General features: G+C 38.5%; 18 protein-coding genes and 1 pseudogene. 18 read left to right on the plus strand and 1 reads right to left on the minus strand.

The genetic code is table 11. The features are described 5' to 3' along the window. Positions 1-331: 331 nt before the first annotated feature. The 17 genes and pseudogenes from QM469_RS08730 to QM469_RS08810 all read left to right on the plus strand — a co-directional run. Positions 332-724 (plus strand): annotated as a pseudogene (locus tag QM469_RS08730) (hypothetical protein); the annotation flags it as partial. 255 nt (positions 725-979) lie between these two features. After that, positions 980-1,456 carry a PTS sugar transporter subunit IIA gene (locus tag QM469_RS08735; RefSeq protein WP_311522730.1) on the plus strand — a complete coding sequence of 159 codons (477 nt, stop codon included), beginning with the start codon at positions 980-982 and terminating at the stop codon, positions 1,454-1,456. A gap of 39 nt (positions 1,457-1,495) precedes the next feature. Further along, the gene (locus tag QM469_RS08740) at positions 1,496-1,801 is read left to right on the plus strand and encodes a PTS sugar transporter subunit IIB (protein WP_000590576.1); all 306 of its coding nucleotides are present in this window, start codon (positions 1,496-1,498) and stop codon (positions 1,799-1,801) included. A 44-nt stretch (positions 1,802-1,845) separates the two neighbouring features. Next, positions 1,846-3,321: a PTS galactitol transporter subunit IIC gene (locus QM469_RS08745; RefSeq protein ID WP_315639044.1), complete on the plus strand. Its 1,476-nt coding sequence runs from the start codon at positions 1,846-1,848 to the stop codon at positions 3,319-3,321. 88 nt (positions 3,322-3,409) lie between these two features. Next, entirely contained in the window at positions 3,410-4,318 is a 909-nt protein-coding gene (locus tag QM469_RS08750; protein ID WP_315639045.1) for an aldose 1-epimerase family protein, read from the plus strand. 258 nt (positions 4,319-4,576) lie between these two features. Next, on the plus strand, positions 4,577-5,002 hold the full coding sequence (gene lacA / locus QM469_RS08755; RefSeq protein ID WP_000029280.1) for a galactose-6-phosphate isomerase subunit LacA: 426 nt from the start codon (positions 4,577-4,579) through the stop codon (positions 5,000-5,002). A 148-nt stretch (positions 5,003-5,150) separates the two neighbouring features. After that, positions 5,151-5,666 carry a galactose-6-phosphate isomerase subunit LacB gene (lacB, locus tag QM469_RS08760; protein WP_001216925.1) on the plus strand — a complete coding sequence of 172 codons (516 nt, stop codon included), beginning with the start codon at positions 5,151-5,153 and terminating at the stop codon, positions 5,664-5,666. Positions 5,667-5,676: 10 nt separating this feature from the next. Further along, the gene (locus QM469_RS08765; RefSeq protein WP_223339540.1) at positions 5,677-6,606 is read left to right on the plus strand and encodes a tagatose-6-phosphate kinase; all 930 of its coding nucleotides are present in this window, start codon (positions 5,677-5,679) and stop codon (positions 6,604-6,606) included. Between the two features lies 1 nt (position 6,607). After that, complete coding sequence (lacD, locus tag QM469_RS08770; protein WP_414276572.1) at positions 6,608-7,588, plus strand: tagatose-bisphosphate aldolase; 981 nt, start codon at positions 6,608-6,610, stop codon at positions 7,586-7,588. A gap of 234 nt (positions 7,589-7,822) precedes the next feature. Continuing rightward, positions 7,823-8,659: a PRD domain-containing protein gene (locus QM469_RS08775; RefSeq protein WP_006147554.1), complete on the plus strand. Its 837-nt coding sequence runs from the start codon at positions 7,823-7,825 to the stop codon at positions 8,657-8,659. 34 nt (positions 8,660-8,693) lie between these two features. Further along, positions 8,694-9,011 carry a PTS lactose/cellobiose transporter subunit IIA gene (locus QM469_RS08780; RefSeq protein WP_045763395.1) on the plus strand — a complete coding sequence of 106 codons (318 nt, stop codon included), beginning with the start codon at positions 8,694-8,696 and terminating at the stop codon, positions 9,009-9,011. Beyond that, entirely contained in the window at positions 9,011-10,702 is a 1,692-nt protein-coding gene (locus tag QM469_RS08785; protein WP_414276573.1) for a lactose-specific PTS transporter subunit EIIC, read from the plus strand. Before QM469_RS08780 ends, QM469_RS08785 begins: the two co-directional genes overlap by 1 nt. A gap of 213 nt (positions 10,703-10,915) precedes the next feature. Further along, positions 10,916-12,322: a 6-phospho-beta-galactosidase gene (gene lacG, locus QM469_RS08790; RefSeq protein ID WP_153225380.1), complete on the plus strand. Its 1,407-nt coding sequence runs from the start codon at positions 10,916-10,918 to the stop codon at positions 12,320-12,322. Positions 12,323-12,364: 42 nt separating this feature from the next. Next, the gene (locus tag QM469_RS08795) at positions 12,365-12,619 is read left to right on the plus strand and encodes a DUF3884 family protein (RefSeq protein ID WP_414276590.1); all 255 of its coding nucleotides are present in this window, start codon (positions 12,365-12,367) and stop codon (positions 12,617-12,619) included. Positions 12,620-12,929: 310 nt separating this feature from the next. Beyond that, positions 12,930-15,515 (plus strand): pneumococcal-type histidine triad protein, encoded by a 2,586-nt coding sequence (locus QM469_RS08800; protein WP_414276574.1) that lies wholly within the window; start codon positions 12,930-12,932, stop codon positions 15,513-15,515. Positions 15,516-15,668: 153 nt separating this feature from the next. Beyond that, positions 15,669-16,598 carry a metal ABC transporter substrate-binding protein gene (locus QM469_RS08805; protein WP_153225378.1) on the plus strand — a complete coding sequence of 310 codons (930 nt, stop codon included), beginning with the start codon at positions 15,669-15,671 and terminating at the stop codon, positions 16,596-16,598. Positions 16,599-16,605: 7 nt separating this feature from the next. Next, on the plus strand, positions 16,606-19,608 hold the full coding sequence (locus tag QM469_RS08810; RefSeq protein ID WP_414276575.1) for a pneumococcal-type histidine triad protein: 3,003 nt from the start codon (positions 16,606-16,608) through the stop codon (positions 19,606-19,608). Between the two features lie 76 nt (positions 19,609-19,684). Here QM469_RS08810 and pepT read toward each other — a convergent pair whose 3' ends face one another. Further along, positions 19,685-20,908 (minus strand): peptidase T, encoded by a 1,224-nt coding sequence (gene pepT / locus QM469_RS08815; RefSeq protein ID WP_414276576.1) that lies wholly within the window; start codon positions 20,906-20,908, stop codon positions 19,685-19,687. Positions 20,909-21,062: 154 nt separating this feature from the next. Between pepT and hemH the strand changes: the two genes are divergently transcribed. Beyond that, positions 21,063-22,157 carry a ferrochelatase gene (hemH, locus tag QM469_RS08820; RefSeq protein ID WP_414276577.1) on the plus strand — a complete coding sequence of 365 codons (1,095 nt, stop codon included), beginning with the start codon at positions 21,063-21,065 and terminating at the stop codon, positions 22,155-22,157. Positions 22,158-22,307: the final 150 nt, after the last annotated feature.

A 22,307-nucleotide genomic window follows, 5' to 3' on the forward strand; every position in this document is an offset into this window, starting at 1 on the left:
TGACTATGGAATTCAAACTACTTTTCATCAAATACCTTGATATACTTGACAAATGGTAGAAAAGGACTTAGTCCTGTACAATACAGAACTAAATCCTTTGCTTAAATTAATTGTCTAACTTTTTGGGATCAGTACACTCTCAAAAAACGCCTTTTCTTGCACCTGCTCCGTAAATGTGTTATACGGATTCTGCGAAAAAGTGATAGTTTTCTAAGCCATGAGCAATGGAAAAGCACCAGCAGTGCGAATGCTGAGGCTTTTTTTCGTGGTTGCAAATCACGTCCTTCCCAGTGGCACTTAATCATCGCCTTTCTTATCTAGCCAGACATAAGAAACTCAAATAGTAGGTTCAGATGATTATGGCTATGTGAAAATTCCTAAATCATGGATTCATTTCAAAGAAATTGAAGGTGGAGATGATATTCAGTACTGTGATGGGACGGATGTCAATATTGTAACTCTCAATACCTTTAAACCTTAGCAGTTTGGTATTAGTGAAAGTGAGTACGCTGCGCTTGAAACTGTTCAAATTTCAACTAGCATTTATGAATCTAAACAGAAAAGTCAAGAATTTTCCAAGGTATGGGGGTCAAAATCAACTATCGGTGGCTATGAGGCCTATGTAGTAAACTGTATTGCTAAGAATGGGAAATATTTAATTATCTGTTTTTTTAAATCCGATGATGGTAAGTTTAGATATGTTTCTCTTGAAGGTGTTCCATAGGTATTAAAAAATCTCCTTCCAATGGTGGAAGAAAGTTGGACCAATAAAAAGAGTTAATATCGTGAAAACAGGAGGCATTCCTGTTTTTTGTTTTACTTATTAAGAAATTTATAAAAAATATGTTTGAAATTAGCAAATGTTTAAAACGTAAACAAAAAAACAAAAACCAAACAAAATACAACAAAAAAACATTGACAACGGTTTCATATAGTGTTATACTTATACCATAAAAGTTAAATGTGAAGGGAGAAGGTCATGGGATTAGATCATTTCTTTGACAAAGACTTAGTCTTTTGCTTAGAAGCAGATAATCAAAAGCAACTATTCGATCAAGTTGCAACCCTATTGGAAGAAAAGAAAGTTGTTACAGAGACCTATCGATCGGCCTTGATTGAACGTGAAAAATCGTTCCCAACTGGTTTGGATATGGAGTTTTTAGGGAAGGATTTGCCTAACGTAGCTATTCCTCATACTGATACAATTCATAATCTAACTGAAAATGTTGTCGTGGTTCGTCTGGAAAAACCAGTAACGTTCCACAATATGATTGCCCCTGATAAGGAAGTAGAAGTATCATTACTCTTCTTTATCATCAACAATTCAAGCTCAAGTCAAACAAATATTCTTGCGCAGTTGATGGACTTCTTTACAGGCAATGGTCATCTTGAAGCGCTCTCTAAGATTACGGAACCTGAAGCTTTGTTCCAATACATCTCAGAAGCGACTGCTTAATTTGTTAATAATTTTTATATAAAAACGGAGGAAATCCAAATGATTAAAATTCTTGCTGCTTGTGGTGCAGGTGTTAACTCAAGCCACCAAATTAAAAGTGCTCTTGAAGAAGAACTTTCTAACCGTGGGTACGATGTTCAATGTGATGCTGTTATGGTAAAAGATGTCAATGAAGACTTGATTAAAGGTTATGATATCTTTACACCAATCGCTGCTACTGATTTAGGTTTTGAACCAGGTATCCCAGTTGTTGAAGCAGGACCAATCTTGTTCCGTATTCCAGCTATGAGCGCTCCAGTTTATGACAATATTGAAGCAGCTATCAAAGAACATGGTCTAAGCTAATTATTAATTTGTAAATATTCCATAAAAATAAAGGGAGGAAAATTATGGATATCATTATCGAACTAGCCAATAAGCTGTTCAAACCTATCTTGGAAATGGGTGGACCGATCATCATGCTGATCATTTTGACATTATTGGCTCTACTTTTTGGAGTGAAATTCTCCAAAGCGCTTGAAGGTGGTATCAAACTTGCCATCGCTCTTACTGGTATCGGTGCTATCATCGGTATGTTAAATGGTGCTTTCTCAGCGTCTCTTGCAAAATTCGTTGAAAACACTGGTATTCAATTGAATATTACCGACGTTGGTTGGGCACCACTTGCTACAATCACTTGGGGTTCAGCTTGGACACTTTACTTCTTGCTTGTGATGTTGATCGTCAACATTGTCATGCTTGCAATGAAGAAAACTGATACACTTGACGTCGATATCTTTGATATCTGGCACTTGTCTATCACAGGTCTTTTGATCAAATGGTATGCTGACAACAATGGAGTTAGCCAAGGAGTTTCACTCTTCATCGCGACTGCAGCAGTTGTTCTTGTTGGGGTTCTTAAAATCATCAACTCTGACTTGATGAAACCAACATTTGATGACCTTCTTAACGCACCAAGTTCATCACCAATGACTTCAACTCACATGAACTACATGATGAACCCAGTTATCATGGTTTTGGATAAGATTTTTGATAAACTCTTCCCAGGTCTTGATAAATACGACTTTGACGCTGCTAAATTGAATAAACGAATCGGTTTCTGGGGATCTAAATTCTTCATCGGTTTCATCCTTGGTATCGTTATCGGTTTGATGGGAACTCCACATCCAGTTCCTGGTGTTGAAGGTGCTGATAAATGGGAACTTGTTATTAAAGGTTGGTTGTCACTTGGTTTGACTGCCGGTGTCTGCTTGGAGCTCTTCTCATTGATCGGTTCATGGTTTATCGCAGCCGTAGAACCACTTTCACAAGGTATTACAAACGTTGCTACTAAACGTCTTCAAGGACGTAAATTCAACATTGGTCTTGACTGGCCATTTATCGCTGGTCGTGCTGAAATCTGGGCTTGTGCTAACGTACTTGCACCAATCATGTTGGTTGAAGCTGTGCTTCTTTCAAATGTCGGAAATGGTATCTTGCCACTTGCTGGTATCATCGCAATGGGTGTAACTCCAGCTCTCTTGGTAGTTACTCGTGGTAAATTGCTCCGTATGATTATCTTCGGAACACTCTTGTTGCCACTCTTCCTTCTTTCAGGTACACTTATCGCACCATTTGCAACAGAACTTGCTAAAGGTGTAGGTGCCTTCCCAGAAGGTGTAAGCCAAACTCAGCTCATTACTCACTCAACACTTGAAGGACCAATCGAAAAACTTCTTGGTTGGACAATTGGTAACACTACAACTGGTGATATCAAAGCAATCCTTGGTGCTGTAGTATTCCTTGCTTTCTATATCGGTATCTTTGCTTGGTACAGAAAACAAATGATCAAACGTAATGAAGAATATGCAGCAAATGCAAAATAATTCGCTCCTAAAAATGTAAATTGTAAAAACTAGGTTGTCAGTTTCCAAGTATGGAGTCGGCAATCTAGTTTTTTTAGGGAAAAAATTAATGGAGGTAACCCTAGTGATTGAATTACAATCAGAACAGTTAAGTGTACAATTTCAGACCTTTGGAGGTGCTCTTACCTCAATAAAAGACAAGGATGGAATTGAGTACTTGTGGCAAGGAGATTCAACTTACTGGAGCGGTCAAGCACCTGTTCTATTTCCAATTTGTGGATCTGTTAGAAATGATACTGTCCTATATAATCAAGAAGATGGTAGTCAAGTAAAAGGTAAAATTCCACGTCATGGTCTAGTACGAAAAAAAGAATTTGAATTAGTGGATCAAACGGATAACTCGGTTACTTTTGCGATTGAAGACGATCAAGAAATGTATGAGAATTATCCCTATCATTTTCGCTTAGAAATAACTTATATAGTTACTGGAAAAACTATTCGTACACAGTATAAAGTTACCAATAAGGAAACAGATAAGAAAATGCCTTACTTTATTGGTGGACATCCTGGATTTAACTGTCCTTTATTTGATGATGAGGCTTATGAAGACTACTATCTTGAATTTGAAAAAGCTGAAACATGTACAGTTCCAAAACCATTCCCAGAAACAGGAATGTTAGATTTTCAAGATAGAAGTAGCTGGTTAAAAGACCAAAAAGAATTGGATCTAAACTATGATTTCTTTAGCTATGATGCTGTGACTTTAGATGAATTAGCATCTCGCTCTGTTTCTTTAAGATCACGCAAGCATGAAAAGGGATTGAAACTAGACTTTAAAGAGTTTCCAAACCTCATCGTTTGGTCAACTCTCAATAAAGGTCCCTTCCTTGCTCTTGAACCTTGGTCAGGTTTGTCAACATCACTCGAAGAGGGCGATCATCTAGAAGATAAGAAAAATGTTCGAATTTTAAATCCAAGTCAAAGTGATCAAATTGGTTTTGACATAGAAATTTTCTAAAAAATAAACAAAAACAAACACAAACTGTTGACTTTTTTAAACAATAGTAGTATATTATGTTTAGAAAGAACAATTTGTGTTTGTTTTAACAAGTTATTCTTCCAATTTCTCCAAGGAGAAGTTACAAAGAGTGATTAGATGAATCATTCTTAAACTAAAATAGTCAACAAAAACTACCAGTAACTACTTGGTAATGGTCATTTTCTTTCCAGAACCAAAAAATTTTTACTGGTCTATTATAAAAAAGGAGTATACAATATGTCTATTGTTATTGGTGCAGATGCTGCAGGTTTGAGATTGAAAGAAGTCGTTAAAGATTTCTTGGAAAAAGAAAACTTCCACGTTGTGGATGTTACAGCTGAAGGTCAAGACTTCGTTGATGTAACTCTTGCAGTTGCTGAAGAAGTTAAAAAAGAAGAACAAAACCTTGGTATTGTCATTGATGCTTATGGTGCTGGACCATTTATGGTTGCAACTAAAATCAAAGGAATGGTTGCTGCAGAAGTATCTGACGAACGTTCAGCTTATATGACTCGTGGTCACAACAACTCACGTATGATTACCATGGGTGCTCAACTTGTTGGTGACGAATTGGCTAAGAACATTGCTAAAGGTTTTGTAAATGGTAAGTATGACGGCGGTCGTCACCAAATCCGTGTCGACATGTTGAACAAAATGTGCTAATACTCTTCAAAAATCAAGATAATCTGTCGTCAGCTCACTTTAGCTAACCTCAGTTATGCTCGCAGCTCGCTTCCTAAGCTAATCTTGATTTTTCTTGAGTAAGGATAAATGATATTAGATTTATATAATTAATCGGAGGGAATAACTAATGAGAATTGCAATTGGATGTGACCACATCGTAACAAATGAAAAAATGGCGGTTTCAGAATTTTTGAAATCAAAAGGACATGAAGTCATCGACTTTGGTACTTATGACCACGCTCGTACCCACTACCCAATCTTTGGTAAAAAAGTTGGTGAAGCAGTAGTTAGTGGCCAAGCTGATCTTGGTGTATGTATCTGTGGTACTGGTGTAGGTATCAATAACGCTGTTAACAAAGTTCCAGGTGTTCGTTCTGCTTTGGTTCGTGATATGACAACAGCTCTTTACGCTAAAGAACAATTGAATGCCAACGTTATCGGATTTGGTGGTAAAATCACTGGTGAATTGCTTATGTGCGATATCATTGAAGCTTTCATCAATGCTGAATACAAACCATCTGAAGAAAATAAAAAATTGATCGCTAAAATCCAACACGTTGAAACTCATAACGATCATCAAACAGATGCCAACTTCTTTACAGAGTTCCTTGAAAAATGGGATCGTGGTGAATACCACGACTAAGAGGTGACTTATGATTTTAACAGTCACAATGAACCCATCCATTGATATTTCCTATCCTTTGGATGAATTGAAAATTGACACTGTCAACCGTGTTGTAGATGTAACTAAAACGGCTGGTGGTAAAGGTCTTAACGTTACTCGTGTCCTATCAGAATTTGGTGACTCCGTAGTCGCAACAGGACTTGTCGGTGGTAAACTTGGTGATTTTTTAGTAGAAAATATTGATGATAAAGTAAGCAAACGTTTCTTCTCAATTCAAGGTGAAACCCGTAACTGTATCGCAATTCTACATGGAGAAAACCAAACAGAAATCCTAGAAAAAGGTCCTGAAGTTCAAGAAAAAGAAGGTCAAGATTTCTTGGCTCATTTCAAAGAACTTTTAGAGACTGTAGAGGTAGTGGCCATTTCAGGTAGTCTACCTGCAGGACTTCCAGTTGATTACTATGCTAGTTTAGTTGAACTTGCGAATCATGCTGGGAAACCTGTTGTATTGGACTGTTCAGGCGCTGCACTTCAGGCAGTTCTTGAGTCTCCACATAAACCAACAGTCATCAAACCAAATAATGAAGAATTATCTCAACTTTTAGGAAGAGAAATTTCTAAAGACTTGGATGAATTAAAAGAAGTTCTTCAAGAACCACTATTTGATGGAATCGAGTGGATTATCGTTTCCTTAGGTGCTAACGGAGCATTCGCTAAACACGGTAACACTTTCTACAAAGTAGATATTCCAAGAATTCAAGTAGTAAATCCAGTCGGTTCTGGCGATTCTACAGTGGCAGGTATTGCTTCAGGTCTTTTCCATAAAGAAACGGATCAAGAACTGTTGATCAAGGCAAATGTCCTTGGTATGCTTAATGCTCAAGAAAAAATGACCGGTCATGTCAATATGGCTAACTATCAAGGTCTATATGACCAATTAATTGTAAAAGAGGTATAAAATGGTTTTAACAGAAAATAAACGCGCTTGTATGCAAAAACTCTCTGATGAGAATGGTATCATCTCAGCTCTTGCTTTTGACCAACGTGGTGCTTTGAAACGCCTTATGGCTCAATACCAAACAGAAGAGCCAACAGTAGCTCAAATGGAAGAACTTAAAGTTTTGGTAGCAGATGAGTTGACTAAATACGCTTCATCTATGCTTCTTGACCCTGAGTATGGACTTCCAGCTACAAAAGCTCTTGATCCAAAAGCTGGTCTTCTCCTTGCTTATGAAAAAACAGGTTACGACACAACAAGTACAAAACGTTTGCCAGACTGCTTGGATGTTTGGTCTGCAAAACGTATCAAAGAACAAGGTGCAGATGCTGTTAAGTTCTTGCTTTACTATGATGTAGACAGCTCTGACGAACTTAATCAACAAAAACAAGCCTACATCGAACGTATCGGTTCTGAGTGTGTGGCGGAAGATATTCCATTCTTCCTTGAAATTCTTGCTTACGATGAAAAGATTGCGGACGCAGGTTCTGCCGAATACGCTAAAGTAAAACCACACAAGGTTATTGGTGCGATGAAGGTCTTCTCAGACCCACGTTTCAATATCGATGTCTTGAAAGTGGAAGTTCCAGTTAACGTTAAATACGTTGAAGGATTTGGCGATGGAGAAATCGTTCATACACGTGAAGAAGCAACTGCTTTCTTCAAAGCTCAAGACGAAGCTACTAACCTTCCTTACATCTACTTAAGTGCAGGTGTATCAGCTAAACTCTTCCAAGAAACTCTTGTCTTTGCCCACGAATCAGGCGCAAACTTCAATGGTGTTCTTTGCGGACGTGCAACATGGGCTGGATCAGTTGAAGCTTACATCAAAGACGGTGAAGCAGCAGCTCGTGAGTGGTTGCGTACAACTGGATTTGAGAACATTGACGAACTCAACAAGGTTCTTAAAACAACAGCAACTTCATGGACCGAACGTGTCTAAATTTCCCCCCTTTTATGTCCTAAAACATAGCTAAAAAACTTTTAAAAAAAGTTGTATGTAAAGGTTTACAAAATAAAAATCTTGTGCTATACTTAAGTTACAAGTTAATACAAAGTGAGTGTTACTAAGTAATATTAGGCATGATCACAGATGACTCAGAGGTATATTTTCTGAACTCATTTGTGGTCATTTTTTATGCTCACAAAACTTAAATAATAGGGCAAGGAGGTTGCCATGTATCGGATATTAAATCCAATGAATAACAATGTTTCTCTCGTGCGAAATAGCAAGGGAGAGGAGTTGATCGTAATTGGTAAGGGTATTTCATTCGGTAAGAAGAAGGGAGATTTGATTTCTGAGGATCAGGTTGAAAAAGTTTTTCGGATGAAAACAGAAGAGTCGCGAGAAAACTTTATGGCTCTTCTCAAGGATGTACCGCTTGATTTTATTACGGTCACTTATGAGATTATTGATAATCTTTCTAAAAAATATCAATATCCTGTCCAAGAGTATTTATACGTCACTCTGACAGACCATATCTATTGTTCTTATCAGGCTATTAGCCAAGGACGCTATAAGGATAGTAACTTACCTGACATTTCTGCCAAATATCCTATCGCTTTTCAAATTGCACAAGAAGCTTTTGAAATTTATCGTCAAAAACTGACAGAAAATTTTCCTGAAGACGAAATCATTCGTATCGCTTATCATTTCATAAATGCCGAAGGTGAGAATGAAGTCGAAGTTGTTGAGTCAATTGATAAGAGAAAGGAAATTTTAAAGAGGGTCGAAAGCGTTTTGAAGAGTTATAAAATCCAGCGAACACCTGAAAATAATAATTTCTACGACCGCTTTATGATTCATCTAAATTATTTTTTGGATTATCTGGATCGTAGTCGCGATGATAATCAATCCTTGCTCGATATGGAAGAACATATAAAGAATACCTATCCAGAAGCATTCGAGATTGGTAGTAAAATTTATGAGGTCATTGCTCAGGAAACTAGTCTTGACCTCTACAAGAGTGAACGAGTTTATCTTGTTCTACACATCCAACGTTTATTGTCATAACATTTACTAAAAATTATATAAGGAGAAATCTATCATGAATAGAGAAGAAGTAACATTGTTAGGTTTTGAGATTGTTGCCTATGCAGGTGATGCTCGTTCAAAATTATTGGAAGCTTTGAAGGCTGCTGAAGCTGGTGATTTCGCGAAAGCGGATAGCCTAGTTGAGGAAGCTGGTAGCTGTATCGCTGAAGCACACCACGCGCAAACTAGTCTTTTAACCAAGGAAGCTGCTGGTGACGATTTGGCTTATAGCGTGACCATGATGCATGGTCAAGATCACCTGATGACAACAATCTTGCTAAAAGATTTGATGCACCATTTAATCGAACTTTATAAAAGAGGAGCTAAATAATGAATAAGTTAATTGCCTATATCGAGAAAGGGAAGCCTTTCTTTGAAAAACTATCTCGAAATATCTATCTTCGTGCTATTCGGGATGGATTTATCGCAGGAATGCCAGTCATTCTATTCTCAAGTATTTTTATCTTGATTGCTTTTGTTCCAAACTCTTGGGGCTTTAAATGGTCTGATGAAGTAGTAGCACTTTTGATGAAACCTTACAGCTACTCTATGGGAATTCTAGCAGTCTTGCTAGCTGGTACGACTGCTAAATCATTAACAGACTCTGTTAACCGTAGCATGGAAAAAACCAACCAAATCAACTATATGTCAACGCTATTGGCGGCTATTGTTGGATTATTGATGTTGGCAGCTGATCCAATTGAAGGTGGCTTTGCAACTGGTTTCCTTGGTACAAAAGGGTTGCTTTCAGCCTTCCTGGCAGCTTTTGTAACTGTAGCTATCTATAAGGTTTGTGTGAAGAACAACGTTACTATTCGCATGCCTGACGAAGTTCCACCGAATATCTCACAAGTCTTTAAAGACGTTATTCCGTTTACGCTTTCAGTTGTTTCTCTTTATGCTCTTGACTTGCTCGCTCGTCAATTTGTTGGTGCAAGCGTTGCAGAATCAATTGGTAAATTCTTTGCCCCATTATTCTCAGCAGCAGACGGTTATCTTGGTATTACCATTATCTTTGGTGCTTTTGCCTTCTTCTGGTTTGTCGGTATTCACGGCCCATCTATCGTTGAACCTGCCATTGCAGCGATCACTTATGCAAATGCCGAAGTCAACTTGAACCTTCTTCAACAAGGTATGCACGCTGATAAGATCCTTACATCTGGTACACAAATGTTTATCGTCACTATGGGTGGTACAGGAGCAACTCTTGTAGTTCCATTCATGTTTATGTGGTTGTGTAAGTCTAAGCGTAACCGTGCCATCGGACGCGCTTCAGTAGTTCCTACATTCTTCGGTGTAAACGAACCAATCCTGTTTGGTGCACCACTTGTTTTGAACCCAATCTTCTTTATTCCATTTATCTTTGCTCCAATTGCAAACGTTTGGATTTTCAAATTCTTTATCGAAACTCTCGGCATGAACTCATTTACTGCCAACCTTCCATGGGTTACTCCTGGACCTTTGGGGATTGTCCTTGGTACAAACTTCCAGTTCTTGTCATTTGCTCTTGCAGCATTGTTAATCGTAGTAGATATTGTTATCTACTATCCATTCCTCAAGGTTTATGACGAACAAATTCTTGAAGAAGAACGTTCAGGCAAAGCTAATGATGAATTAAAAGAAAAAGTTGCAGCAAACTTCAACACTGCTAAAGCTGATGCTATCCTTGAAAAAGCTGGAGTAGAATCAGCACAAAATACAATCACTGAAGAAACCAACGTACTCGTTCTCTGTGCAGGTGGAGGAACAAGTGGTCTTCTTGCCAACGCTTTGAACAAAGCAGCAGCTGAGTACAAGGTGCCAGTTAAAGCTGCAGCTGGTGGCTATGGTGCTCACCGTGAGATGCTACCTGAGTTTGATTTGGTTATCTTGGCACCACAGGTCGCTTCAAACTTCGAAGATATGAAGGCTGAAACAGATAAACTAGGTATCAAACTGGCTAAGACTGAGGGAGCTCAATACATTAAATTGACACGCGATGGACAAGGTGCTCTAGCCTTTGTTCAAGCTCAATTCGATTGATGATAGGGACTGTAAAACAGTCTCCTATCATCACGGAAATCGCTATGGCGAATTTCCTAATCGCCTTGTTAATTCGTCGGTAAAAAAATATCGTTTTTACCTCCTCATGTCACAATTCAGTGACTTGCTACAAGAAGTGAGATGGAGATGGATAGCTCACTAACTCCTCTCCTCTCACTTTTCATTTTATCCAATCAAGAAATAGGTGAAAAAATGACAAAAACACTTCCTAAAGATTTTATATTTGGTGGCGCAACAGCGGCTTATCAAGCAGAAGGAGCTACGCATACAGATGGTAAAGGTCCTGTTGCCTGGGACAAATACCTAGCAGATAACTATTGGTACACAGCTGAACCAGCGAGTGATTTCTACCATAAATATCCAGTGGACTTAAAGTTTGCTGAGGAATATGGGGTAAACGGTATCCGTATTTCAATTGCTTGGTCACGTATTTTTCCAACAGGTTATGGTGAAGTAAATCCAAAAGGGGTAGAATTCTATCATAAGTTATTTGCAGAATGTCATAAACGTCATGTAGAACCGTTCGTAACTCTTCACCATTTTGATACACCTGAAGCTCTTCACTCAAACGGAGACTTCTTGAATCGTGAAAATATCGAACACTTTGTAGATTATGCTGCCTTCTGTTTTGAAGAATTCCCAGAAGTAAACTACTGGACAACCTTTAATGAAATTGGTCCAATCGGTGACGGTCAATACTTGGTCGGTAAATTCCCACCAGGTATTCAATATGACCTTGCGAAAGTCTTCCAATCCCACCACAATATGATGGTTTCTCATGCTCGTGCTGTGAAATTGTACAAAGACAAAGGCTATAAAGGTGAAATCGGGGTTGTTCACGCCCTTCCAACTAAGTATCCATTGGATCCTAAAAATCCTGCAGATGTTATTGCGGCAGAGTTGGAGGACATTATCCATAACAAATTTATCTTAGATGCAACTTATCTGGGGCACTACTCTGAAAAGACCCTGGCAGGGGTAGAGGCTATCTTGGCTGCCAATGGTGGAAAGCTTGACTTGCGTGACGAAGACTTTTTAGCGCTTGAAGCAGCTAAAGATTTGAATGACTTCCTCGGAATTAACTACTATATGAGCGATTGGATGGAAGCTTTTGATGGTGAGACAGAAATCATCCATAATGGTAAAGGGGAGAAAGGAAGCTCTAAATACCAGATCAAGGGTGTTGGTCGTCGTGTAGCTCCTGACTATGTACCTCGTACTGACTGGGACTGGATTATCTATCCTCAAGGATTATACGACCAAATCATGCGCGTGAAAAAGGATTATCCAAACTACAAGAAAATCTACATCACAGAAAATGGTCTTGGTTACAAGGATGAATTCGTTGATAACACAGTTTACGATGACGGTCGAATCGACTATGTGAAGAAGCACATGGAAGTTATTTCAGATGCTATTGCAGACGGAGCAGTAGTTAAAGGCTATTTCATTTGGTCACTTATGGATGTCTTCTCATGGTCAAATGGTTATGAAAAACGCTATGGTCTCTTCTATGTGGACTTCGATACACAAGAACGCTATCCAAAGAAATCAGCTCATTGGTACAAAAAACTAGCTGAGACCCAAGTGATTGAATAGTACAACCAGTTATTAGGTATAGAATTTAAGCGAGGAAAGTTTATACTCAAAGATTTTATCAAATCAATCTATGAAAAAGTTTATATTATTAACTTTCAACATTGCTCTCATGTACCATCCTTGACCAAGGAGCAACTTGCAAGTCTTGGAAAATGGTATGTCTCGACGGGTAAGGAGTGGATTTGTCATTCAGACTATGAATTTGAAGAATTTCAAAAGCTATTTTTAAATTTTGTCAACGCAGAAGATAAGGATAACATTTCCTTTGTTTCGGATTTTATGCCATTTCAACACTAAAATATTATAAAGAGGAATCTATCTCATACTAGGGGATATTCCTCTTTTTTATCTAGATTTTACCTGAAAGTCAAAAAAATTCTTGACAGATTTATGTGATAGGAGTAAAATCTTAACTAGTTAAATAACCGGTTAAGTATAAAGAGAATTAACTCAATTACTCAAATCTTGTTTGATAAATAGAAAATAGAAGGAGGAGTTTTAAAAGTGAGTTATTTTTCTAAATAGATATTTAACCGGTTAAGGAAGTCCTTTGGGAAAAAGTGTAGTTCTTTCTTTAACGAATAAATGAAATAGAAAGTGTATTAAGATGAAAATCAATAAAAAATATGTTCTTGGTTCCGTAGCTCTTTTAGCCTTAAGCCTTTCCAGTTATGAATTGGGGCGTTACCAAGCGGTACAGACTAGCAAAGAGTCTAATCGTGTGTCTTATATAGAAGGGAATCAGACTAGTGCTAAAACTGAAAATCTGACGCCAGATGAGGTTAGTCAGCGAGAAGGCATTAATGCTGAACAAATTGTTGTTAAAATTACCGATCAAGGTTACGTGACTTCACATGGAGATCATTATCATTACTTTAATGGCAAGGTTCCTTATGATGCTATTATCAGCGAAGAACTTTTGATGAAGGATTCGAATTATCAACTTCGAAATGAGGATATTGTCAACGAAGTCAAGGGTGGTTATGTCATTAAGGTTGATGGTCGCTATTATGTATACCTCAAAGATGCATCCCATGCAGAAAATATTCGTAGTAAGGATGAGATCAATCGTCAGAAGCAAGAACACGGACATGGTAGTGGAACAAAAGTTAGCAATGAAGTTACTATAGCAAGGGCTCAGGGACGTTATACAACGGATGATGGCTATGTTTTTAATGCAAGTGATATTATTGAGGATACTGGCGATGCCTACATCGTTCCCCATGGCAATCACTTCCACTATATTCCTAAGAGTGACTTATCAGCTAGCGAACTTGCTGCGGCCCAAGCCTTCCTATCTGGTAAAGGTGGGCAAACAAGCTCAGTTGGGTATCGTCCGTCAACGAATTCTTCTAGCAATAGCTCATCAGATGCTTCGAATAGTAGTACATATGGACAAACAAATCATAGTAATGTTGAGACAAATATTAGAAGATGGGCTCCAACTGTTAGCCCACAAGTGGATAATAGTTATCAAGCAAGTCCAAGTGAAGACGTATCTAGTCTCTTGAAACAACTTTATGCCTTGCCACTCAGCCAACGACATGTGGAATCAGATGGGCTTGTCTTTGATCCAGCGCAAATTACAAGAAAAACTACGAATGGGGTAGCGGTACCTCATGGAGATCATTACCACTTTATCCCTTATTCTCAAATGTCTGATTTAGAGCAGAGGATTGCGAGAATGATTTCTGAAAATTATCAAGGAAATCATACAACTGCAGGTGGTAAAGAATTAAAACCAATTCCGACTCCAAGTCTTCCAAATCCAATCCCTGTTCCAGATCCTACCCCAATACCAAGTCCACAACCTGTACCAAATCCTCAACCAGGTCCAAGCAATCCAATTGATGGAAAATTGGTAAAACAGGCGATTCGAAAGGTGGTTGATGGTTATGTCTTCGAAGAGAATGGAATTTCGCGTTATATTTTTGCCAAGGAACTTTCAGCAGAAACTGTTGCAGCCATTGATAATAAACTTACCAAACAAGAAAGTTTGTCTCATGAGTTAGGAGCTAAGAAAACCAATCTTGCATCTGGTGATCAAAAATTTTACAACAAAGTTTATGATTTACTAGCAACAGTTCATCAAGATTTGATTTCCAATAAAGGGCGCCAAGCTGATTTTGACGCTTTGGATAGACTATTGGAACGTCTCAACGATGAGTCAAGTGATAAAGTCAAGTTAGTTGATGATATCCTTGCTTTTCTAGCGCCGATTCGTCATCCAGAACGTTTAGGAAAACCAAATGCACAAATAACTTACACAGATAATGAGATTCAAGTAGCCAAGTTGGCAGGCAAGTATACAACAGAAGATGGCTATATCTTTGATCCCCGTGATATCACCAGTGATGAGGGGGATGCCTATGTAACTCCGCATATGAGCCACAGTCATTGGATTAAGAAAGATAGTTTGTCTGAAGCTGAAAGAGCAGCAGCTCAAGCTTATGCTAAAGCGAAAGGTTTGACACCTCCTTCAACAAATCATCAAAGTTCAGGAAATACTGAGGCTAAGGGAGCAGAAGCGATTTACAATCGAGTAAAAGCAGCTAAGAAGGTACCACTTGACCGTATGCCTTACAATCTCCAACATACTGTGGAAGTTAAAAATGGAAGTTTGATTATACCTCATTATGACCATTACCATAACATCAAATTTGAGTGGTTTGACGAAGGTCTTTATGAGGCACCTAAGGGGTATACTTTAGAAGAGCTATTTGAAACTGTGAAGTATTATGTCGAACATCCAAACGAACGTCCGCATTCAGATAGTGGTTGGGGTAATGCGAGCGACCATGTTCAAAGAAACCACAATAGTCAAGCTGCTAACAATCAAACAGAGAAACCAACTGAGGAGAAACCTCAGACAGAAAAAATTGAGGAGGAAAAACCTCGCGAAGAAAAACCGAAAAATGAGAAAGCAGAATCTCCAAAACTAAAAGAACCAGAGGAATCAGAAGAAGAATCACCATCGGAACCAGAGGAACCTCAGGTTGAAACTGAAAAGGTTGAAGAAAAACTGAGAGAGGCGGAAGAGTTACTTAAAAAGATTCAGGATCCAATTCTTAAGTCCAATGCCAACGAAACTCTCACAGGATTAAAAAATAACCTGTTATTTGGTTCTCAGGACAACAATACTATTATGGTAGAAGCTGAAAAGTTATTAGTCTTATTAAAGGAGAGTAAGTAACTATACAACTATTATAGAAGATAAAAAGGGAGCAGAATATGGATTCTGTTCTCTTTTTTATGAAATTGTGTAAAAATTCTTGACATATTTTCTAAATAAAGATAAACTATTTACTAGTTAATTAAATGGTTAAATACTAGTTAAGGAGTTGTTATGAAAAAAAGAAGTATCCTATGGCTCATGATTGCCTTATTTGCTCTTACCATAGGAGCATGTGGACAAAAGACCAGTCAAGACAAGAGTGATGAAACTAAAGGTATGAAAATTGTGACCAGTTTTTATCCTATCTATGCCATGGTCAAGGAAGTATCTGGTGACTTGAATGATGTTCGAATGATTCAGTCAAGTAGCGGAATTCACTCCTTTGAACCTTCGGCAAATGATATCGCAGCAATATATGATGCCGATGTTTTTGTCTATCACTCTCATACACTAGAGTCATGGGCGGGAAGTTTGGATCCAAGCCTGCAAAAATCCAAGGTAAAGGTCTTAGAAGCATCAGAAGGTATGACCTTGGAGCGCGTGCCTGGATTAGAAGATATGGAAGCTGGAGATGGGATTGATGAGAAAACCTTGTACGATCCTCATACTTGGTTAGATCCTGAAAAAGCTGGCGAAGAAGCGCAAATTATCGCTGACAAACTTTCAGAGGTTGATAGTGAGCATAAAGAAACTTACCAGAAAAATGCGCAAGCCTTTATCAAAAAAGCTCAAGAATTAACTAAGAAATACCAACCCATCTTTGAAAAAGCTAATCAAAAGACTTTTGTAACCCAACACACAGCCTTTTCATATTTGGCAAAACGATTTGGACTAAATCAGCTTGGGATTGCAGGGATTTCTCCTGACCAAGAACCAAGCCCAAGACAACTAACAGAAATTCAGGAATTTGTTAAAACCTATAAGGTTAAAACGATTTTTACAGAGAGCAATGCATCATCTAAGGTAGCGGACACTCTTGTCAAATCAACAGGTGTGAGTCTTAAAACCCTCAATCCTTTAGAGGCAGATCCACAAAATGACAAGTCCTACTTGGAAAATTTAGAAGAAAATATGGCTATCTTAGCTGAAGAATTGAAATGAGGAGATTATGAAGATTAATAAAAAATATCTAGCGGGATCTGCAGTGGTCCTTGCCTTAAGTGTTTGTGCTTATGCTTTAAATCAACATCAAGCACCTGAGAAAAAAGATGACAACCGTGTATCCTACGTTGATGGTAAAGAGTCTGAAGCTAAAAAGAATGAAACTCTGACACCAGACCAAGTTAGCAAGAAGGAAGGCATAGAAGCTGAACAGATTGTTACCAAAATCACTGATCAAGGTTATGTGACTTCACACGGCGACCATTTCCATTACTATAATGGTAAGGTGCCTTATGATGCTATCTTTAGTGAAGAACTGGTCATGAAAGATCCAAACTATCAGCTGAAGGATGAAGATATTGTCAATGAGATTAAAGGTGGCTATATCATCAAAGTTGATGGCAAATACTATGTCTATCTAAAAGATGCTAGCCATGCAGATAATGTTCGTACCAAAGACCAAATTGAGCGTCAGAAACGAGAAGGCACATCAGATAGAGGAAATGAAACTAAGGAAGTCCTTGCTGCACGAGCTCAAGGCCGATATACAACGGATGATGGTTATGTCTTTAATGCTGCAGATATCATTGAAGATACAGGTGATGCCTATATCGTTCCTCACGGTGGACATTATCACTACGTTCCAAAGAGTGCACTTTCCTCAAGCGAGTTGGCTGCTGCACAAGCCTATCTGGCTGGCAGGAGAAGTCAACCGAGTGTGACGGACTATAAACCGAATCCAAGTGTTGAACCAAGTCCTCAAGCAGATAACTCAGCTACAAACAAACCAGTAGCTCAAGCGGACGACCTTCAAAGTCTTCTTGCTCAGTTATATGCTTTACCAGTTAGTCAACGCTATCGAGAATCTGATGGTTTGGTATTTGACCCAGCTAAAATTACCAGTCGTACACCATCAGGGGTGGCCATTCCACACGGTAATCACTACCATTTCATTCCCTATAGTAGTATGTCTGCTTTGGAACAAAAGATTGCTCGTTTGATGCCACTTTCAGGTCTTGTAACACCATCAAATCCTGTAGAAACTCCAAGTAAACCTAGTGAAGATCATGAGCACAACCATGACCATGAAGATGCTAATCATGACCATCATAATGATGGTGAAGACCACGATCACGGATTCGATGCTGACCGAGTGATAAGTGAAGATGAGGAAGGTTTTGTCGTTTCTCATGGAGATCACAATCACTATTTCTTTAAAAAGGATTTATCAACAGAGCAGATTAAGGCTGCTCAGGAGCACTTGACGGAACATCATCAGGTAGAACCTGTTAAACCACTTGCAAAAGATGTAGAGGCTTTCTCTCGAGATGCCAGCGATGAAGAAAAGATAGCTTATATCTCTAAAACCTATGGTGTTCCGCTTGAAGCAATCCGAATTTCAAATGGATTCTTTGTATTTGGTAATCCAGACCAAGCTTATGATCCAACTCACATTCACCCTTACGCCGTTCGTAAGGAACACGTTCGTATTCCGCTTCAAACAGGTGATGCAGAGCTTGATTTCCTAAACGAACTCTATACAACTGCTCTACGTGATGGTGTTTCTCCTTATAGCTTGCAGGTTGAAAATGGCAGCTTTGTTATCCCTCATGGTGACCATAACCACTACATCAAGGTTCAAACTAAAGGTTATGAAGTCGCTTTGAAAAACAAAATTCCTGCATTACAGTCAACTTACCAACCTGGTGCTTTTGATGAAAAAGCAGTCCAGTATAAGATTGATCAACTCTTGGCAGAGAGTCGTGAAGTCTATAAAGATAAACCAATTTTACAAAGACAAATTGAGCTTGCCTTGGGACAATTCTCTGAAAATATGAAGAAGCTCTCAACCAACTCAACAGCTGGTTATCTGGCTGCTTTAGATCTCTTTGACAAGCAGTATATCCACGTTGACTCTAGTGTAAAACCAACAGAAATCAGTCCTTTAGACAAGAAATATCAAGCTTTAGTAGATAAGATTAATACCTTGGATACGGATGCTTATGGACTTCCTAAAAAGGATCTCTTGGCTCAACTCCAAGAAAATAAATTGGCTCAAGATGAGGCTGGTTTAGATGCAGTTGAAGCTAAACTACAAGCTCTGCAAGATTTTAATGATCGAACTGGTGTTACGACAGTCGAATACATTAAGTATTTCTATCAACATCTGTCAGATGGTCGTTTAAATGACACTCTTAGAAATAAAGTTGCTAACTTAACTTGGACTCTTTATCAGTCACAATCTTTCCTTAAGGCAACTGACTTGAACAAACTCTTCCCTGAAATCTATCAAACAAAATTAGAGGTAGAAGAAGCAGTGAAGAATGAATCAGTTGCTCATAAACCTTCTGAAACGATCCTAGACACTGAAAAAGTTGATGGTCATAGTGCTAAAACTGCAGTTTATGAGTTCTTGAAAGGTTTGTTTGATGATATAAAACCTGAGGAACAAAGTAACCATGTCTTAAAAGGTCAGGTGGCAGGACTTTTAACAAAAGCTGAAGAATTAGTAGCTCAAGTCAAAGAAGAAGGTGTTAAAGCTTCACTTGTTGACGAAGTGAAGAATCTGAAAGCTGCCTTTGACAAAGAGGATGCTGACCTAGATGAATTGAACATGCAAGTCCAAGATCTTCTGAAACGTATTTCACTAACCATTCAGAATGAACGTGAGAATGTCAAACAAGACCCAGAGGTTTTAGTTCTCTACCAAAAACTTTATAATGGTGTTATTGCCCTTCATACTTATTTAGAAATGAATAATGGTTCTGATGCTGACTTTGAAAAAGTGGACGCTTTATTTGATAAGCTTAGTGCAGCAAGCAAAGACAAGCAAGCTCTTTTAGCTCTTGCTCAAGAAATCGTTTTGTTAAACCAAGAATTTCAATCCAAAGTCAAGCCAGCTGAAGCTAGCACAGAAACAGCCAATACAGAAACAAACGATAAACAAGCTGAGTCAACCTTAACTCCTGCAACTAGCTCTCCAGAAACAAGAGAAAAAGTAGCAGAATAATACAAAGTTCAGACAGTTACTGCGTCAAAAGTAGGCTGCTGATAAAAAAGAGGTCGGGAATTTTTTCCCGATCTCTTTAGTCTTTATAAGCTACAATTCCAATAATGGTGTCGACTGCACGTTCCATTGTTTGTAGACTAACGTATTCAAAACGACCGTGCATATTTTCGCCACCAGCAAAGATATTTGGCGTAGGAATTCCCATGAAGGAAATTTTAGAACCGTCTGTTCCTCCACGGATAGGCTCGATAATTGGTGTGATACCAAGGTCTTCCATAACTGCTTTGGCAATGGTTACTGGTGTCATATCCTTTTCAATGACTTCCTTCATGTTGTAGTACTGGTCTGTCAATGTTAAAGTAACACGATCACTACCAAGTTCTTGGTTCATCTTATCAGAGATAGCTTGCATAGCAGCTTTACGTGCTTCGAAGTTTTCTTTTTCGAAGTCACGAATAATGTAGCTGGCACGCGCTTCCTCAACAGTTCCTGTTACATCCATGAGATGGTAGAATCCTTGGTACCCCTCAGTCAACTCAGGTCGGTCACCAGCTGGGAGTTGATTGTGGAAGTCAATGGCTAATTGGAGAGCATTAACCATTTGCCCTTTGGCCGTTCCTGGGTGAACATTACGACCTTGGAAATGAAGTTCTGCACCTGCAGCAGAGAAGGTTTCGTATTGAAGTTCACCAAGAGGTCCCCCGTCAACTGTATATGCAAAGTCAACATTGAAATCTTCTGCATCAAATTTATTGGCACCAACACCGATTTCTTCATCAGGTCCGAAGCCAACACGGATTTCACAGTGTTTAATCTCAGGATGAGCAGTCAAGTATTCGATAGCTGTCATGATTTCCGCGATACCTGATTTGTCGTCAGCCCCGAGAAGGGTAGTTCCATCAGTTGTAACCAAGCTTTGCCCTAGATATTTCTCTAAGCTCTTGAAATCTGCTGGATCAAGCTTGAAACCAGAATTACCAAGCTCGATAACTCCACCGTCGTAGTTTTCAATAACTTGTGGATTGACACCTTCAGCATTAAAATCAGCTGTATCCATGTGGGAGATAAAACCGATCTTACGAGTCAAACTTGGGTCGTTGGCTGGTAAGGTTCCGATAGCAAAACCGTTTGGTAGGTAGTAAACATTTTGCAAACCAACACGTTTCATCTCAGGGATGAGGACATTGGTTGCGAAGTCTACTTGACTTTGGGTACTTGGTGTAGTGGTTGAATGTTCGTCAGAACGAGTATTGACTTTGACATAAGTCAAAAAACGCTCCAACAATGTTGGATATTTCATCGTAACTCCTTTTTTCCTTCTTTTAAAACCATTGTATCATAGAAAGAAGAGAAAAACAAAAGTCAGAAGGGAGGTAACATTCTTATGTTAGCGTTTACTTATAGCTGTTTTAGTGATACAATAAAAAAGATAAAAATATCACAAGGATGCAGAGATGAAAAAAGCGATTTTAATGATGACATTTGGTTCCCCAGAAGAGATTACCTTTGAAGGAGTAGCCGACTTTTTTACCAACATTCGTCGTGGAGTTCGACCTCAAGACCACGAGATTCAAACACTTTACGATAATTATATCCGAATTGGAGGAACCCCACTTCAAAAAATTACCCGTGAAGAAGTTGCCTTAGTAGAAGCTAGATTGGGAAATGAACATAGTGTCTATTTTGCCAATAAATTTTCAACCCCCTTTATTCCAGATGTGATTCGGCAAATGGAAGCAGATGGAATTGAAAAGTGTATTTGCTTGATTTTGGAGCCACACTATTCCTTTTACTCTGTCATGGGGTACGAAAAGTTTCTGGAAAGTAAACAAATTCAGTTTTTAGTTATTAAGGACTGGTATCAAGAAGAAGCCCTATTAAACTATTGGACAGATGAAATTGCTAAGATTTTAAAAGAAAAGGTGAAACAGGATACTTTCAAAGTAATCTTTTCTGCCCACAGTGTGCCCATTTTTGCCTTGGATTTTGGTGATCCCTATATCGACCAGATTTTCGAAAATAGCAAGTTAATTGCTGAGAAATTAGGCTTGAAACCAGAGCAATATACCAACACTTGGCAGAGCGAAAGTGATATTGGTATTCCTTGGATTAAACCAGATGTATTGGAGTATCTTAGAGAACAGGAAGAGCATCCAGAACATTATATTTTTGTGCCTATTAGTTTTATCAGTGAGCATATTGAAGTCTTGTTTGACAACGATGTGGAATGTCAAGACTTGTGTCAGGAATTGGAGGTGAACTACCATCGTCCACCAATGCCAAATACAGATTCTCGTTTGATTGATGCCTTGGTCAATATTGTCCGAGCTAACGAATATAAAGAATTTAGAGAATTCCTCCCAGAAGAAGAAACCTTTGATGAATTAGTCCCTTCGGATGAAACTAAGAATATTTTAGATGAATCACAAGACTTACAAATGCCAGAATTTGTTAAAAAATTGATTGAGAAAAAAGGTCGTGAAAATGTCAAGATGCCTTATTTAATCAAAAAAATGCTTGAAAAAGCTGGCAAATTACCTAAAGACTAAGTGAAAATAGAAAAGAACTGGTAAGTTTTGTTTCAAATATTTGCTAAGGCAGGATATTGCTTAGAAGGTGAAAGAAAAGGCGGTGGGACAGAAATCGATAGACAAAGTCTTGATTTCGTAGTTCCAGCCCCGCGAGGATGATTAGGAGCT

Origin of the sequence: Streptococcus infantis, from assembly GCF_047464215.1 — a bacterium.
Lineage (GTDB): Bacteria > Bacillota > Bacilli > Lactobacillales > Streptococcaceae > Streptococcus > Streptococcus infantis_P.